This window comes from Novosphingobium cyanobacteriorum (assembly GCF_029436685.1).
Classification (GTDB): domain Bacteria; phylum Pseudomonadota; class Alphaproteobacteria; order Sphingomonadales; family Sphingomonadaceae; genus Novosphingobium; species Novosphingobium cyanobacteriorum.
The window spans coordinates 155,817-169,920 of sequence record NZ_JAROCY010000008.1 but is presented as its reverse complement, the minus strand read 5'-3'; the positions used below and the strand labels follow the sequence as shown (position 1 = coordinate 169,920).

Sequence of the window (14,104 nt, the reverse complement as noted above, 5' to 3'; positions counted from 1 at the left end):
GCCCTTTAACGCGGCGGCGCGGGAACGCCAGTGTTGGCGATTGGAGTCGCGCGGCCTTCGGCTGCCAATCGGGCCTTGGCCACGTCCTCGCGCGCAGCGGCAAGAACGACCGGATCGCCGTCTGTGGTTACGGCTTCAAGATAGCCGTGGATGCGTTTCTCGCTATCGAGATAATCCACAACATCCCAAGGCTTCAAAATAATCATCAATCTCAAACTTGCCGGTTGCGTTGCAACACTTCCTCGACTGTCACCTCGACATACTCTTCATCGGGGACCGCAAATGCGCGGTCCAGTTCGGTGCGCAACGCGTGGACCTTGGCCTTTTCCGCAAGCATCCGAGCCTCGAAGGCTTCGAAGTCAAAAAGCGGGGCTTCGCCGGATCGCTCGCCCTCAATAAGCGCATCAACAAGCCGCTGCCTCTTCGCTTCGTCGTCTTCCATGGAATGACCATCTGCCCATTTTTCGCGCGCCAATCGAAGGTCGCACAGTTTTCCCGCACTGGCTGCGTGGGACGATCCTACCCCCTCCGGAACGGCGTGCGTTCGCCCAGGAACATCTGGTCCTGCGCCACGCCGGCGCGTTCGCGTTCGAGGAAATCCGCCACCGCGCGGCGGAAATTGGGGTCGGCGATGTAGTGCGCGGACCAGGTCTTCACCGGCTCGTAGCCGCGCGCCAGCTTGTGCTGGCCCTGTGCGCCCGCTTCCACGCGCGAGAGGCCCAGTGCGATCGCCGCGTCGATCGCCTGGTAATAGCACAGTTCGAAGTGCAGGAACGGCTTGTCCACCACCGCGCCCCAGTATCGCCCATAAAGCGCATCGCGGCCAATGAAGTTCAGTGCGCCCGCCACCGGCATTTCACCGATGAAGGCCATGACCAGCAGGATGCGGTCCGCCATGCGCTCGCCCATCAGGGTGAAAGCCTCACGCGTCAGATAGGGGCGACCCCACTTGCGCGCGCCGGTGTCCTGATAGAACTGCCAGAACGCGTCCCAGTGCTCCGCCTTGATGTCCGCGCCGGTCAGGCGGCGGATCTCCACCCCGTCCTGCGCCTTCGCGCGTTCCTTGCGCAGGTTCTTGCGCTTTTCGGAGGACAGCGCGGCGAGGAAATCGGCAAACGCGGCATAGCCCCGGTTTTCCCAGTGGAACTGGATATCATTGCGCAGCAGCCAGCCCGCCTCTTCGAACAGCGGCACCTGTTCGGGCACGATGAATGTGGCGTGCGCGCTGGAAAGGCCGTGCTGGTCCACCACCGCCTCCGCTGCGCGCAGCAGCGGCAGGGCAAGGTCCGGGCGCGCCGTCTCCCCTTCCCCGATCAGCAGGCGCGGGCCGGTGGCGGGGGTGAAGGGCACACTGATCTGCAGCTTGGGGTAATAGTCTCCGCCCGCCCGCTGCCACGCATCCGCCCATGAATGGTCGAACACATATTCGCCCTGGCTGTGCCCCTTCAGGTACGCCGGAAGCGCGGCGGCGGGCCGTCCCGCCTCGTCCTCGATCACCACGGGCAGCGGGGTCCAGCCGCTATGCCCGCCCACGCTGCGCGATTCCTCCAGCAGCGCAAGGAAGGTGTGCGACAGGAACGGGTTTCCGGGCCCGGCCAGCCGGTCCCAGTCGCTGGCGGCGATCTCGCCGATCGATTTGTGGATGCGGGCGCTCAGGGTCATTGCGGCCAGTTCAGCCGATCCCGCCGCCTTCGGCAATTGCCCCATCGGCACAGGCGGCGGCGCGTTCGGCCAGTTCGGCGGATCGCACCGTCCATGTCAGCACCGGCAACCCGCGCCTGCGCTGCGCGGCGGCAAAGGGGCTCGGCAGGTCGCGCACGTCATAGGCCAGGAAATCGGGCCGCGCCGTCCACAGCGCCAGATGCCTGCGCATCTTGGCCAGCGACGTCCGCCGCGCGCCGTCCTCGGTCACCACCAGCCCGCGCACGGTGTTGGGGGAATAGCGGGCATACCAGCGTGATACACGCGGGTCGAAGCTCATCACCGCCACAGGCCCGCGATAGCCTTCCAGCTGCCGCCGCACCGCCAGACACAGCGGCGCCACATGCATTTCGCGCTTCGATTTCACCTCGATCAGCAGGGGAACGCGCCCGTCGACCAGATCCAGCACCTGCCTCAGCGTCGGTATCGTGTCCTCGCCGCCTTTCAGCGGCGTCTTGCCCAGCTGCGCCGATCCGCGTTCCACCACCGGGCCGCTGTCGGCGGTCAGCCGGTCGAGCTCCCAATCGTGGAACACCATCGCCTGCCCGTCACTGCTGCGCTGCACATCGCATTCGATGCCGTAACCGGCCTCCACCGCGCGGATGAAGGCCGTTGGCGCGTTTTCGGTCGCCCCCGCCCCGTGCAGGCCGCGGTGGGCATAGGTAACGCCTTTCAGCCAGCCGATCCGGCGCCCGTCGGGCGCCGGGGCCAGCCAGCGGTCAAGCAGTGCGAACAGCAAAAACAGCATCGACTTCCACCCCCGCGCCCAGGGGCAGGACCGGCACGCCCACCGCGCTGCGCGCGTGCTTGCCGGCATCGCCAAAGGCGGCGACCATCAGCTCGCTGGCGCCGTTGGCCACCTTGGGCTGATCGGTGAACGTGCCGGTGGAACTGATGAACGCGCCCAGCTTGACCACGCGCTCCACCCGGTCGAGCGAGCCGAGCGCGGCCTTCACCTGCGCCAGCAGCATCAGCCCGCAGGCCTGCGCCGCGGCGGCGCCCTGCTCCACGCTCAGATCCTCGCCCAGCCGGCCGGTCACCAGCTTGCCATCGATGAAGGGCAGCTGGCCGGAAACGTGCAGCAGGCCGTTCGCCTCCACCGTGGGCACATAGGCGGCCACCGGCGCGGCGGGCTGGGGCAGAACGTGGCCCAGCGCTTCCAGCTTTGCCGCGATCGTATCAGTCATCGTTTTCTCCATGCAGTTCGCGCTGGATCCACGGCAGCGCGTTGGTCCAGTCGTCGATCCGGGCATGGGCGTGCCCGGCCTTCAGTGCGCAATCGATATGCGGGGCCAGCATCGGTTCGCCGCACAGGTGCAGGCGCGAAACGTGCGGCACGATCTCCATCACCGATCCGTGGTGCTGCGGCAGGTCGTCGATGAACACCGCCCGGCTCGGCCTGTATTCCTCGATGATCGCCTTCAGCGCCGGCCCCTTGGGCCCGGTGTTGGTGAAAACCCTTGCGTTGATGCCCACGTCCAGCAGCTGTTTCGCCCGCGCCTCGCGCCGATCGTCGTTCAAGTTGGTCAGGATCACCACGTCGGCATCGCGGGCCAGAGTGTTGATCCCCTCCACCGCGCCGGCAATGGGAAACTGCCGGTGCATCTCGCCATCGAAGAACAGGTTCAGCAGCCGCCAGATTTCCCTTGGCTCCACCAGCGATCCGTCGGCCCGGTGGCGCATCGCCTTGGAAAAGTCATTGTCGGTCATCGAAAAATCGATGCCGTGGTATTCGGCCAGCCAGTCCTTGTAGGGCGAAACCATGTGCAGCAGCACTTCGTCGCAATCGCTGATCACCAGCGGCCTGCTCATCGTAGATTCTCCCCGGCGGCCATGATGCGCGCAGGCGCTATGTCGAGCGCCTCGGCCGCGGAAACAAGGTCCGCCTCGTTATTCGCCAGGAAATCGATCACCGCCCCCAGCACGGCGGCGCTGCCCAGCCCTTCGCGCAGGGCATCGGGCGTCAGCCCGGTCAGCGCCAGGAAACGGTCGGCCCGCTGGCTGTCGGCCAGCACCCAGCCGAGCGCCTGCAGGGCGATTGCCGCAGGGTCAGTTTCGGGAACGGGTTCGCGGATGATTGTCAGGACCTTTCGCGCGGCATAGAGGTGGCTTCAAGGCGTTTCAGTCGGCCTCAGGTGCTTCTCAGGTGCCTGTCAGTCGTTTTCAATGTACGGGCGATCAGTGGCAAAAAGAATTCTGGTTGTCGAGGACAACGACCTTAACCGCAAGCTCTTCTGCGACCTGCTCAAGGCCAACGCCTATGAGGTGGAGCCGCTTGCCGACGGGCGCGAAGTGCTTGAACGCGCACGTGATTTTTCGCCTGATCTGGTAATCATGGACATCCAGCTGCCCAATGTTTCGGGGCTTGACCTGATCGAGGCGCTGAAGGCCGACGCCGTGCTTTCCCCCGTCCCCATCCTCGCCGTCACCGCCTATGCCGGAAAGGGTGACGAGGAGCGGATCAGGGACGCGGGGGCGGAAGGATACCTGGCCAAGCCGGTGTCGATCGGGCCGTTCATGCTGGCGGTGAGAAAGTTCGTCTAAACAGTCACATGCTGGCCGATGAAGGTCAGCACCGTGGCAACCAGCCCGACCATGAACACCTTGTAGGCCAGCGCGAGGAAGCGGTACTTCTTCTTCTGCATGACCTGCCCGTTCTGGTAGATATCATGCAGCATGGTGCGGAAGATCGTTTCATCCGCACGCAGGTCCGCCAGCACGGAATCGGTCCATTCATCTTCAGGCATGTTGCTGAAATAGCCGAAGAAAAGCTTGTTGGGCGCGCCGTGTATCTTGTTCGTCTTGGGGTTTGAGACGGAAGGCAGCACGGCAAAGACGGCGCACATGGCAGAGGCGAAGGCGAACAGCGCCAGCACCGCCAGCGGCAGGGGCAGGCTGCCATTCTTGGCCTGGCCCACCGCGATCGTGAAGACGAGGAAGGTGGCGCCCATCAGGATCGACGCCTTGGCATCGGCCATCTGGCTGAGCGTGAGGTTGATCTGCTGCGAGGTGCGCACGAGGTGGATGGCGTGGTTGGAAAAGCCCGAGACCGACAGCGGCGAAGGGGTGGCGGCAGGTGGAGCCGCAGGTGTGCTGGGCAGTTGTTCGGCCATGGTTTTCCCCCGGAATGCGCGTGTTTTGGTATGCACGGGGGATGACACAGGCCACCCATGCTTGACAAGCGGGGCAAGAGGCCGCTTTTCCGCCGCAATCGTCTGGCAGGGCCGCCCTGCAAACAAGGAACACATGATGGATCGCGCCGCCACCGCCGCCAAGATTGCCGAGCTGATCGAACCCTTCAACAAGAAGGGCGTGGCCCTGACCGACGCCAGCACCTTTGCCGGCGATCTGGAGTGGGACAGCCTGACCGTGATGGACTTCGTGGCGGCGATCGAGGACGAGTTCGACATCATCATCAGTATGAACCAGCAGGCCGAGATCGAGACGTACGGCCAGCTGATCGACGCCGTGACCAAGCTGCAGGGTTGAACTGACCCACCGCGCCAAGCAGAGGCCCACACGACACGATGACCGACCTTTTCAGCAAGTTCGACCCGCTGATCCAGCAGCGCGAAACGCTGCTTGCCACCGGGGTGACCGACCCGTTCAACCTGGTGATGGAGCGGGTGATCAGCCCGACGCAGGCGATCTGCAACGGGCGCGAGACGATCCTGCTCGGCACCTACAACTACATGGGCATGACCTTTGACCCCGACGTGATCGCGGCGGGCAAGCAGGCGCTGGACGATTTCGGCAGCGGCACCACGGGCAGCCGCGTGCTGAACGGCACCTATGCCGGGCACCGGCTGTGCGAGGAGGCGCTGAAGGAATTCTATGGCATGGAGCATGCCATGGTGTTTTCCACCGGATACCAGGCGAACCTGGGGATCATCAGCACGATGGCCGGCAAGGGCGATTACATCGTGCTGGACATCGACAGCCACGCCAGCATCTGGGACGGCTGCAAGATGGGCGACGCCGAAGTTGTGCCCTTCAAGCACAACGACATCGAGGCGATGGAAAAGCGCCTGAAGCGCATTCCCGAAGGCGCGGGCAAGCTGGTGGTGCTGGAAGGCGTCTATTCCATGCTGGGCGACATCGCCCCGCTGAAGGACATGATCAAGGTGGCCAAGGACAACGGCGCAATGGTGCTGGTGGACGAGGCGCATTCGATGGGCTTCATCGGCCCCAACGGACGCGGCGTGGCCGAGGAGCAGGGCTGCCTGGACGACGTGGACTTCGTGATCGGCACGTTCTCCAAATCGGTCGGCACGGTGGGCGGCTTCTGCGTGTCCAACCACCCGAAGTTCGAGATCCTGCGCCTGGTGTGCCGCCCATACGTGTTCACCGCCAGCCTGCCGCCGAGCGTGGTCCACACCGCCGCCACCAGCATCCGCAAGCTGATGCACGCCGGCAACAAGCGGGCCCACCTGTGGGAAAACAGCCGCACGCTGCACAAGGGCCTGACGGATCGCGGTTTCCAGCTGGGCACCAAGGAGCCACAGAGCGCGATCATTTCCGTGATCATGCCCGACCTGGAGCGTGGCGCGATGATGTGGGAAGCGCTGCTGCGCGAAGGGCTTTACGTGAACCTGGCGCGCCCGCCGGCAACCCCGGCAGGCATGACGCTGCTGCGCTGTTCGCTGTGCGCCGAACACAGCGCGGAGCAGGTGCAGACCATCATCGGCATGTTCGAACGCGCCGGGAAGGCCGTGGGGATCATCTGATGCGCAAGACTGCGCTGGCGCTGATGGCGCTGGCGGGTGTGGGTGCGGTTACCGAAGCCGCGCAGGCGCAGACGGCTGCGCCGTCGGCCAGCCCTGCCCCGCCCGCGCCCACCGCGATGGTTGCGAACCCCTGTGCGCTGCCGCGCAACCCGGCGAACGACTGGCCCAACCTGTGCAAGTACCAGCAGGCCAACCGCGCGCTGGCGGCCAGGCCGCGCGTGGTGTTCATGGGCGATTCGATCACCGAGTTCTGGATCACCCGCGCGCCCGGGATCTTTGCCCAAGGCGCGGTGGACCGCGGCATTTCCGGCCAGACCACCCCGCAGATGCTGGTGCGCTTCATGCAGGACGTGATCGCGCTGAAGCCGCGCGTGGTGCACATCATGGCCGGGACCAACGACGTGGCGGGCAACACCGGCCCGACCAGCCCGACCGAATATGCCGCCAACATCCGCGCGATGGTGGAACTGGCGCAGGGCAACGGGATCGCCGTGGTGATCGGATCGATCCTGCCAATGCGCGCCTTCCCGTGGAAGCCGGGGATGACGCCGGCGCCGCAGGTGATCGCCCTGAATGCCTGGCTGAAGGATTACGCCCGCAGCCGGGGCACGGTCTATGCCGATTATCACAGCGCGATGGCCGACGCCGACGGCGGGATGAAGCCGGGGCTGGCGGCAGACGGAGTGCATCCCGATGCGGCGGGATATGCGATCATGGAGCCGATCGCGCGGGCCGCCATCGCCGAGGCGGAAGAAGCCCACCGCTAACGGTTTTCCGCCGTTTATCCTGCAAATTTGGAGAAATCCAAAATGCAGGATAAAAGCTGCCCATGCAGGCTGTGCGCCCCTTTTCAGATGAGCAAGCGCGTGCGCTGATCAACCTGCGCGCGCGATACGAAAGCATGATTGAAGCAGAGCGTGCGCTGGCGGCTCTGCCCTATAATCTGGTGCGCAAGACGGTGGGTGGACGCGATTACCTCTATGAGGTGGTGGACCGGCTCAACAACGGGACCAGCCTTGGGCCGATGTCTCCTGAAAACGAGGATCGACTCATCGAGTATCGCGCGACCAAGACAGTGTTGAAGGAACGACGCAACACCGCCCGTGATCTCGTGTCCGAATCCGGCCGGCTCGCGCGGGCGCTTCGGCTACCAATGCTGTCCAGCGCAGCGGGTGAACTGCTGCGCGAGATCGACCGGCGCGGACTGCTCGATGGCACGCTGCTGGTGGTCGGCACCAATTGCATGCCCGCCTATTGTGTCGAAGCGGCAGGGTTCATCGTGGATGCGCCCGACGAGACGGACGATTTCGATCTGGCATGGGTGGCCGAGGCCGAGGCCACGGATGCTTTGCTTTGGGCAGCGTTGAAATCGGCAGACTCCACGTTTGCCGTGAACGCCGAGCGCGAGTTTCAGGCGCGCAATGCCAAGGCCTATGAGGTTGAACTGTTGGTCGCACCTTCCCGCGTCGCGACCATGGCAGGACGCGAACGACCCCGCCCGATCGCGCTGCCCGAACAGGAATGGCTGCTGCCGGGCCGGCGCATCGATCAGATCGTGCCCTGCCGCGATGGCAGCGCCGCAAGGCTGGTGGTGCCCGATCCACGCTGGTTTGCACTCCACAAGCTGTGGCTGGCCGACAAGCCTGAGCGCAATCCGCTGAAGAAGGAAAAGGACCGTCGGCAAGGGCGGGCATTGCTGGCGACGGTGGCGGAAGCCATGCCCCTGCATCCTTTGGACCAGAGCTTTTACGCAGGACTGCCTGATGAACTTAGGCCATACATGGCTGATTGGCAGCAGCGTCACAGTTAGCTCAATAGGACAGGGAGTGGCAGCATGAAGGCGATCGTGTTGGCAGGCATACTGCTCGGCAGCACGGCCGCCATGGCGCAGGACATACCGCCTGAGCAGCACAAGCACCCGATGTCGGAAGCGGCGGCTTCGAACGGAGCGGGCGTGCCGGCGGACATGCATGCGGGGCATTCGCACGATGACGAGGTGCGGCCCAGGGTGCCGACCCTGCTGCCGGGATATGGCAACGGCGGGTTTGCGGTGACGACCGGGTTGCCACAGGCGCAGGCGTTCTTTTCCAACGGGATGGAACTGGGTGCGGCCTTTGCCCACAAGGCGGCGATCGATGCGATGGCCGAAGCCGTGCGGCTGGACCCGAGTTGCGCGATGTGCCTGTGGGGACAAGCGCTGACCAGCGGCCCGACGATCAATTACGGCAAGGGTGCGGCCGACCGCGTGCCGCTGCTGAAGCTGGTGCAGAAGGCGCAGGCGCTGGCGGCGAAGGCCGGGACCGCGAAGGCCGGGACCGCGAAGGCCAGGACCGCGAAGGAGCGTGACCTGATCGGCGCGCTGATGACGCGATATCGGCCCGGCGTGGTGCACCAGCGCGATGTGGACTATGCCGCGGCGATGCGGAAGGTTGCGGCGAGGTATCCGCAGGACAACGAGATCGCCGTGCTGGCGGCGGATGCGCTGATGGTTTCCGCCTTTGACGAAGGGGCCGACGATTTCAACCACAAGCCGATCGAGGAAGCGCAAGGCCTGCTGGAGACGGTGCTGAAGCGCGCGCCCGAGCATACCCCGGCGATCCATTTCTATATCCACGCAACCGAGATCAACCGGCAGCCGGAACTGGCCGAACCCTTTGCCGACAAGCTGGCAGGGCTGGCGCCCCATGCCAGCCACCTGGTCCACATGCCTTCGCACACATATTACTGGGTGGGGCGGTATCAGGATGCGGCGGACACCAATTGGCGCGCGGTGCAGATCGGCATGGCCAATGCGAAGCGGCTGGGCCTGCCCGAGCCCAAGGGCGTGTGGGACCTGCCCTATCATTCGCACAACGTGATCTATGGCCTTGGCGGGGCGCTGATGGCCGGGGATGCGCGGACCGCGCTGAACCTGGCGCGACCGCTGGTGGCGCATTCGACCGAGCGGGAGAACGCCGAGCCGTTTTCACAACTGTTGGCGGCATCGGGATACTTCGCGCTGGCGCGGTTTGACGATCCGGCCGCGGTGCTGGCCCTGCCCGAGCCGAAGCTGCCATACCTGCAGGCGGCGCGGCATTATGCGCGGGGCGAGGCGCTGCTGTGGCTGGGCGACATGGCCGGGGTGAAGGCGGAGATGGCGGCCATCCCCGAGAAGGTGGCGAGCGGCACCATCGACCGCGACCACAAGGGGCCCGAGGCGATGCTGGGCATCCTGCGCGCGGTGCTGGAGGGCAAGATGGCGATGCGCGAGAAGCGCTATGCCGATGCGGCCAAGGCATTCCGCAGGGGAGCGGAGATCGAGGAGACGCCCGAGTTCATGGAGTTTTCCGACCCGCCGGCGTTCTGGTATCCGGTGCGGCGCGATCTGGCGGCGGCGCTGCTGGCGCAGGGCGATGCGGCGGGCGCGCGGGCCCAGGCGGAGCAATCGCTGCGGCTGCGCATGCGCGATCCGGTGGCCGAGGATGTGCTGCGCGGCGCGGAAGCCGTGCTGGCGCGGCGATAGAGTCTGTTTCAGTTGTTCGGCACCGGCCCACTCCCCCGCCCCCATGTCCAACTGGGCCACCCACAGCGTACAATTCCGTTGGGTGGACGGGCGGGGGAGTGGGCCGGTGCCGCTTTACACGTGAGTGGGGCGCGGGCGACGCCGGCGCGTCTCGACTTCGCTCGACGCGAACGGAGATTGGGCGCGTTGACCGGGTCTGGGCAGATCAGTTGATGGTGATGATGCCGTCCACCGCGCGCCATTCCTGCGGGCCGATCAGATGCTTGTGCGCCACCTGGATGGAATGGAGCGTGGCCTGGATTTCCCTTCGCCAGTGATCGAGGAAGCGTTCCAGCCGGGGGAAGCGCGGGGCGAGATCATGCTGCTGGAACATGAACATCTGCAGCAGGCTGGGATGATCCGGCATGTAATAGTGGATCTGGATGGTGGTGAGGCCGTAGCCTTCCAGTTGCCGGGCGAAATCGGGATCGTGAGACCGATCGAAACCACCGCGTGTGCCCATTCGCGTCCCTCCTTTCGGACAAGAAGGGGCCTGGCCGGGGCTGCGGTCAGGCCCGTGGAAGCCTGAAAGATACCGCAAAGAGAATTACACAAAGCTGCGCAGCGTCAAGTATCGCTGCGTAGCTTTGTTGCGGGTGCGCGCAGGGCGGCACCGGCCTCGACGAAATTCAGGCGCTGGGCGCGTTGATGCTGGCCATCGTGGCGTTGTCGCAGGTGTGCGAGCTGGACGAGGCGCCATCGAGCAGGCCGACGAGCAGCACGCCGCCGATCACGAAGACGATGAAGCCGAGCGTGACCCAGGCCAGGTACTTGTCGATGAAGGCCTTGATCGGCGCGCCATAGATGCGGAACAGCACGCCCACGACCATGAAGCTCATCGCGCGGGAGACGAAGCTGCCGAGCAGGAAGGTCGCCATGGGCATCGAAATGAAGCCGGCGGTGATCGTCAGCAGCTTGAACGGGATGGGCGTGGCGCCCTTGGCCACGAAGATCCAGAAGCCCTTTTCGCGCAGGAAGCAGGCCGCCTTCGGGAAGCTTTCGGTCAGGTGCAGGGCAGAGAGCAGCTGCGCGCCGATGGCGTCGTAGAGGAAGTGGCCGATGGCATAGCCGAGCAGGCCGCCGACGACCGAGCCGAGCGTGGCGACGAGGGCGAAGCGCACCGCCTTTTTCGGTTCGGCCAGGCACATCAGGCCGAGCAGCGGGTGCGGCGGGATCGGGAAGAAGCTGGCTTCGACGAAGGCGAAGAGCGCGAGCCACCATTCCGCATAAGGGTGCGAGGACTTGGCCATCGTCCATTCGTAAAGCCGGCGGAGCATGGAGGTGGTCGATTCCCGGGATCTTGAGCGCTGGGCGCTGACTAGACCACAGGTGGCAGGAAAGCCAGCGGGTGCAGCAATTAACCCATTTGGCACATTATCCTTGACATACGAACCACTTTTGAGTACAAAACAGGAACAAGACGGGAAGCGAATCGCCCAGACGGTTCCCGCCCCACTCATGCGAAGGATGGTTCATGGCCGGAGCCGAACAGCCATCGCCGTGCGCAGGCGCGGCGGCGGAGACTGCTGCCGAAATCGACCGCGAGGACAAGCTGACCAAGCATTGGCGGCCGGCGTTCCTGATCGAGCTGGCCGCGACATCGAACGTGACCGCCGCAGCGCTGGCGGCAGGGGTGACGCCCAGCCGCATCTACAAGCTGCGCGCCACCGACCCCGCCTTTGCCCGGCAATGGCGCGAGGCGCTGCTGGAAGGATACGAGCACCTGGAAATGGAGCTGCTGCACCGCCTGCGCTTTGGCGATCCGAAGGAGGCCGAGCGCAAGTTCGACAACGCCACCGCGCTGCGCCTGCTGGGCCAGCACCGGGAGACGGTGGCCCGCGAACGCGCCGTGCGCGACCAGGAGGATGTGACCGCGATCCGCAAGTCGATCGAGGCGCGGCTGCTGAAGCTGCGCGAACAGGCGATCGCCCAGCGTGCCGCCGAGGCCGAAGGCGCAGCCGATGCAGGGGGTGTGCGGGGTGAATGAGCTGCTTGGCTGGCTGCACCAGGCGCGGGTGAAGCACCTGCGGCTGGCGGCGCGGGGCCTGCCCGAGGCCGAAGCGCGCGAGTGGAAGTGGCACTGGCCGCTGCACGCGCGGCAATCGCAGCTGCCGCCGCCGGGCGACTGGCGCGTGTGGCTGGTGATGGCGGGGCGCGGGTTCGGCAAGACGCGGACCGGCGCGGAATGGATCAACAGCCTGGCCGAAGCCGATCCCGAAGCGCGGATCGCGCTGGTGGCGGCGAACCTGAACGAGGCGCGCAGCGTGATGGTGGAAGGCGAAAGCGGGATCATGGCCTGCGTGCGGCCCGACCGTCGGCCGGACTTCGAGCCGTCGCTGCGGCGGCTGACCTGGCCCAACGGGGCGCAGGCCTGGCTCTATTCCGCAGCCGAGCCGGAATCGTTGCGCGGGCCACAGCACAGCCATGCTCGCAGCGCAGGCCCAGAAGGAGACCACTGTCAACGAAAGCCTTCTGGCGGCGGACGTCCTTCTGCAGCCCGTGGTGGAAGGCATCGCGGCCAATCCGCCTGCAACGCCCCTGCCTGGCCAGTGCTGGATCGTAGGAAGTGCGGGCACCGGAGCTTTTGCCGGACATGACAGCCAGATCGCTGCCTGGAGCGATGGCGGATGGCGTTTCTTTGCGCCAATGCCGGGTGCGCGCGTTCACGACCAGGGCCTTGGGGCAGAGCGGTTCTATCTGGGAACGTGGCAAAAATCCGTTGCGCCCGCAGCACCGCTTGGAGGCACCGTTGTTGACACTCAGGCACGCTCGTCAATCGCAGCCATAATCCAGCTGCTGACCGCTTCGGGCATTTTTTCCGTCACCTGACGGGAACCGCACCGTGCGATGGGCATTTGGGGGAGCACATGAGGGTAGTTTCCGCTGGACAATGTTGCCAATCACACACCAAACAGTTGTTTTTGGGCAACAGTCCGCGTGCGTGCCCGCTTGCATGAATACAACAGAACCGGTAGACAACGGCCACGACGTGGCATGATTTCGCTAAAAGGGGAAACGATAATGCGGAAACTGGTCATCGGCCTTGCACTGGCTACTACAGCCATTGCAACGCCTGCATTCGCGAAGAATGATTCCTGGTATGTCGAAGCAGACGGCGGCGTGATGCTGCTGGAGAACTCTGACGTCGTTGCTGGTGGTGTCAATGGCGGCACTGGCACGCTTGACACCAAGACTGGCTATGACTTTGGTGGTATCGTCGGTTACGACTTCGGCGGCTTCCGTCTGGAAACCGAAGTTTCGTATCGCCGTGCCGCAGCGAAGTCGCTGGTGTTCAACGGCAACGATGCGCCGCTCCGGGGTGGACGCGCCCATGCGCTCAGCTACATGGTCAACGGCCTGCTGGACTTCGGTCCCGATGATGGCATCCAGGGCTTCGTCGGTGGCGGTGTTGGCGTTGCCAACGTGAAGTATGCGGTGAGCACCGTTGGCGTTGGCGGCGTGAACGATTCCGACACCAACTTCGCCTGGCAGGTCCTTGCCGGTGTTCGCGCGCCGATCACCAGCCACTGGGATGCAGGCCTGAAGTACCGCTTCTTCAATGCCGATCACGTTGACCTGACCGGCAATGGCGCGCTGTCGGGCGCCCCGATCAGCACTCGTTTCCGTTCGCACTCGCTGATGGGTACTCTGGCGTACAACTTTGGTGGCGCCGAGCCGATGCCGGAGCCGGCTCCCCCGCCGCCCCCGCCGCCCCCGCCGCCCCCGCCGCCCCCGCCGCCTCCGCCGCCCCCGCCGCCGGCTCCGGTGTGCAACAAGGGTCCGTACATCGTGTTCTTCGACTGGGATAAGTCGGACATCACGCCGGAAGCTTCGACGATCCTCGACAACGCGATCACCGCGTACGGCAACTGCGCCAGCGTTCCGATCATGCTGGCCGGCTACACCGACCGTTCGGGCACGCCGAAGTACAACATTGGCCTGTCGCAGCGTCGTAACGCTTCGGTCACGTCGTACCTGACCTCGCACGGTGTTCCCGCCGGCGCGATCACCAGCCAGGCCTTCGGCGAAACCAACCCGCGCGTTCCGACCGCGGACGGCGTTCGCGAACTGCAGAACCGTCGTGTGGAAATCACCTACGGTCCGGGTTCGGGCATGTAATTCGAGGCCTTATGGC

At 65.2% G+C, this 14,104-nt stretch carries 20 protein-coding genes; 10 read left to right on the top strand and 10 right to left on the bottom strand.

Annotated elements, in window-relative coordinates; all coding sequences use genetic code 11:
* Nucleotides 1–5 precede the first annotated feature (5 nt).
* The 7 genes from POM99_RS10540 to POM99_RS10510 form a co-directional block, all read right to left on the bottom strand.
* Nucleotides 6–206, bottom strand: coding sequence for a helix-turn-helix domain-containing transcriptional regulator (locus tag POM99_RS10540; RefSeq protein ID WP_277277515.1), 201 nt, complete (start codon nucleotides 204–206; stop codon nucleotides 6–8).
* Between the two features lie 5 nt (nucleotides 207–211).
* Nucleotides 212–442 carry a type II toxin-antitoxin system ParD family antitoxin gene (locus tag POM99_RS10535; RefSeq protein WP_277277513.1) on the bottom strand — a complete coding sequence of 77 codons (231 nt, stop codon included), beginning with the start codon at nucleotides 440–442 and terminating at the stop codon, nucleotides 212–214.
* A 77-nt stretch (nucleotides 443–519) separates the two neighbouring features.
* The gene (locus tag POM99_RS10530) at nucleotides 520–1,662 is read right to left on the bottom strand and encodes a GNAT family N-acetyltransferase (RefSeq protein ID WP_277277511.1); all 1,143 of its coding nucleotides are present in this window, start codon (nucleotides 1,660–1,662) and stop codon (nucleotides 520–522) included.
* 10 nt (nucleotides 1,663–1,672) lie between these two features.
* Nucleotides 1,673–2,449 (bottom strand): glycerophosphodiester phosphodiesterase family protein, encoded by a 777-nt coding sequence (locus POM99_RS10525; protein ID WP_277277509.1) that lies wholly within the window; start codon nucleotides 2,447–2,449, stop codon nucleotides 1,673–1,675.
* Nucleotides 2,421–2,888, bottom strand: coding sequence for a RidA family protein (locus tag POM99_RS10520; protein ID WP_277277507.1), 468 nt, complete (start codon nucleotides 2,886–2,888; stop codon nucleotides 2,421–2,423). Before POM99_RS10520 ends, POM99_RS10525 begins: the two co-directional genes overlap by 29 nt.
* Nucleotides 2,881–3,513, bottom strand: a complete 633-nt coding sequence (locus POM99_RS10515; protein ID WP_277277505.1) for an HAD family hydrolase — start codon at nucleotides 3,511–3,513, stop codon at nucleotides 2,881–2,883. Before POM99_RS10515 ends, POM99_RS10520 begins: the two co-directional genes overlap by 8 nt.
* A complete protein-coding gene (locus tag POM99_RS10510; RefSeq protein WP_313792129.1) occupies nucleotides 3,510–3,740 on the bottom strand; it encodes a DUF3572 family protein in 231 nt (76 codons plus the stop codon). The genes POM99_RS10515 and POM99_RS10510 overlap by 4 nt, the downstream gene beginning before the upstream one ends.
* Nucleotides 3,741–3,882: 142 nt before the next feature.
* On the opposite strand from POM99_RS10510, the gene POM99_RS10505 reads away from it, so the two are divergent.
* Nucleotides 3,883–4,245: a response regulator gene (locus POM99_RS10505; RefSeq protein WP_277277503.1), complete on the top strand. Its 363-nt coding sequence runs from the start codon at nucleotides 3,883–3,885 to the stop codon at nucleotides 4,243–4,245.
* On the opposite strand, the gene POM99_RS10500 is transcribed toward POM99_RS10505, so the two are convergent.
* Nucleotides 4,242–4,814, bottom strand: a complete 573-nt coding sequence (locus POM99_RS10500) for a Pycsar system effector family protein (RefSeq protein WP_277277501.1) — start codon at nucleotides 4,812–4,814, stop codon at nucleotides 4,242–4,244. The genes POM99_RS10505 and POM99_RS10500 overlap by 4 nt on opposite strands.
* Before the next feature lie 136 nt (nucleotides 4,815–4,950).
* On the opposite strand from POM99_RS10500, the gene POM99_RS10495 reads away from it, so the two are divergent.
* The 5 genes from POM99_RS10495 to POM99_RS10475 all read left to right on the top strand — a co-directional run bounded on the left by POM99_RS10495 (nucleotide 4,951) and on the right by POM99_RS10475 (nucleotide 9,930).
* Entirely contained in the window at nucleotides 4,951–5,190 is a 240-nt protein-coding gene (locus POM99_RS10495) for an acyl carrier protein (RefSeq protein ID WP_277277499.1), read from the top strand.
* Nucleotides 5,191–5,228: 38 nt separating this feature from the next.
* The gene (gene spt / locus POM99_RS10490) at nucleotides 5,229–6,428 is read left to right on the top strand and encodes a serine palmitoyltransferase (RefSeq protein ID WP_277277497.1); all 1,200 of its coding nucleotides are present in this window, start codon (nucleotides 5,229–5,231) and stop codon (nucleotides 6,426–6,428) included.
* Nucleotides 6,428–7,195: an SGNH/GDSL hydrolase family protein gene (locus POM99_RS10485; protein ID WP_277277495.1), complete on the top strand. Its 768-nt coding sequence runs from the start codon at nucleotides 6,428–6,430 to the stop codon at nucleotides 7,193–7,195. The genes spt and POM99_RS10485 overlap by 1 nt, the downstream gene beginning before the upstream one ends.
* A gap of 62 nt (nucleotides 7,196–7,257) precedes the next feature.
* On the top strand, nucleotides 7,258–8,238 hold the full coding sequence (locus tag POM99_RS10480) for a GSU2403 family nucleotidyltransferase fold protein (protein ID WP_277277493.1): 981 nt from the start codon (nucleotides 7,258–7,260) through the stop codon (nucleotides 8,236–8,238).
* A gap of 24 nt (nucleotides 8,239–8,262) precedes the next feature.
* Nucleotides 8,263–9,930, top strand: coding sequence for a hypothetical protein (locus POM99_RS10475; protein WP_277277491.1), 1,668 nt, complete (start codon nucleotides 8,263–8,265; stop codon nucleotides 9,928–9,930).
* Nucleotides 9,931–10,135: 205 nt separating this feature from the next.
* On the opposite strand, the gene POM99_RS10470 is transcribed toward POM99_RS10475, so the two are convergent.
* Nucleotides 10,136–10,432, bottom strand: a complete 297-nt coding sequence (locus POM99_RS10470; protein ID WP_277277489.1) for an usg protein — start codon at nucleotides 10,430–10,432, stop codon at nucleotides 10,136–10,138.
* A gap of 166 nt (nucleotides 10,433–10,598) precedes the next feature.
* Nucleotides 10,599–11,246 (bottom strand): YqaA family protein, encoded by a 648-nt coding sequence (locus POM99_RS10465; protein ID WP_277277487.1) that lies wholly within the window; start codon nucleotides 11,244–11,246, stop codon nucleotides 10,599–10,601.
* A 197-nt stretch (nucleotides 11,247–11,443) separates the two neighbouring features.
* Here POM99_RS10465 and POM99_RS10460 point away from each other — a divergent pair, with 197 nt between their 5' ends.
* The 4 genes from POM99_RS10460 (at nucleotide 11,444) to POM99_RS10445 (ending at nucleotide 14,088) form a co-directional block, all read left to right on the top strand.
* Nucleotides 11,444–11,956: a hypothetical protein gene (locus POM99_RS10460; RefSeq protein ID WP_277277484.1), complete on the top strand. Its 513-nt coding sequence runs from the start codon at nucleotides 11,444–11,446 to the stop codon at nucleotides 11,954–11,956.
* On the top strand, nucleotides 11,949–12,566 hold the full coding sequence (locus POM99_RS10455) for a terminase large subunit domain-containing protein (protein WP_438823004.1): 618 nt from the start codon (nucleotides 11,949–11,951) through the stop codon (nucleotides 12,564–12,566). The genes POM99_RS10460 and POM99_RS10455 overlap by 8 nt, the downstream gene beginning before the upstream one ends.
* Entirely contained in the window at nucleotides 12,469–12,798 is a 330-nt protein-coding gene (locus POM99_RS10450; RefSeq protein ID WP_438823003.1) for a DUF2793 domain-containing protein, read from the top strand. Before POM99_RS10455 ends, POM99_RS10450 begins: the two co-directional genes overlap by 98 nt.
* 192 nt (nucleotides 12,799–12,990) lie before the next feature.
* Nucleotides 12,991–14,088 (top strand): OmpA family protein, encoded by a 1,098-nt coding sequence (locus tag POM99_RS10445; RefSeq protein WP_277277480.1) that lies wholly within the window; start codon nucleotides 12,991–12,993, stop codon nucleotides 14,086–14,088.
* The last annotated feature ends 16 nt before the right edge of the window (nucleotides 14,089–14,104 follow it).

Bases quoted from the DNA above. Each gene is read 5' to 3' on its own strand.
- POM99_RS10540 (WP_277277515.1), bottom strand. From the start codon at position 206: ATGATTATTTTGAAGCCTTGGGATGTTGTGGATTATCTCGATAGCGAG.
- POM99_RS10535 (WP_277277513.1), bottom strand. From the start codon at position 442: ATGGAAGACGACGAAGCGAAGAGGCAGCGGCTTGTTGATGCGCTTATT.
- POM99_RS10530 (WP_277277511.1), bottom strand. From the start codon at position 1,662: ATGACCCTGAGCGCCCGCATCCACAAATCGATCGGCGAGATCGCCGCC.
- POM99_RS10525 (WP_277277509.1), bottom strand. From the start codon at position 2,449: ATGCTGTTTTTGCTGTTCGCACTGCTTGACCGCTGGCTGGCCCCGGCG.
- POM99_RS10520 (WP_277277507.1), bottom strand. From the start codon at position 2,888: ATGACTGATACGATCGCGGCAAAGCTGGAAGCGCTGGGCCACGTTCTG.
- POM99_RS10515 (WP_277277505.1), bottom strand. From the start codon at position 3,513: ATGAGCAGGCCGCTGGTGATCAGCGATTGCGACGAAGTGCTGCTGCAC.
- POM99_RS10500 (WP_277277501.1), bottom strand. From the start codon at position 4,814: ATGGCCGAACAACTGCCCAGCACACCTGCGGCTCCACCTGCCGCCACC.
- POM99_RS10495 (WP_277277499.1), top strand. From the start codon at position 4,951: ATGGATCGCGCCGCCACCGCCGCCAAGATTGCCGAGCTGATCGAACCC.
- spt (WP_277277497.1), top strand. From the start codon at position 5,229: ATGACCGACCTTTTCAGCAAGTTCGACCCGCTGATCCAGCAGCGCGAA.
- POM99_RS10485 (WP_277277495.1), top strand. From the start codon at position 6,428: ATGCGCAAGACTGCGCTGGCGCTGATGGCGCTGGCGGGTGTGGGTGCG.
- POM99_RS10480 (WP_277277493.1), top strand. From the start codon at position 7,258: ATGCAGGCTGTGCGCCCCTTTTCAGATGAGCAAGCGCGTGCGCTGATC.
- POM99_RS10475 (WP_277277491.1), top strand. From the start codon at position 8,263: ATGAAGGCGATCGTGTTGGCAGGCATACTGCTCGGCAGCACGGCCGCC.
- POM99_RS10470 (WP_277277489.1), bottom strand. From the start codon at position 10,432: ATGGGCACACGCGGTGGTTTCGATCGGTCTCACGATCCCGATTTCGCC.
- POM99_RS10465 (WP_277277487.1), bottom strand. From the start codon at position 11,246: ATGCTCCGCCGGCTTTACGAATGGACGATGGCCAAGTCCTCGCACCCT.
- POM99_RS10460 (WP_277277484.1), top strand. From the start codon at position 11,444: ATGGCCGGAGCCGAACAGCCATCGCCGTGCGCAGGCGCGGCGGCGGAG.
- POM99_RS10445 (WP_277277480.1), top strand. From the start codon at position 12,991: ATGCGGAAACTGGTCATCGGCCTTGCACTGGCTACTACAGCCATTGCA.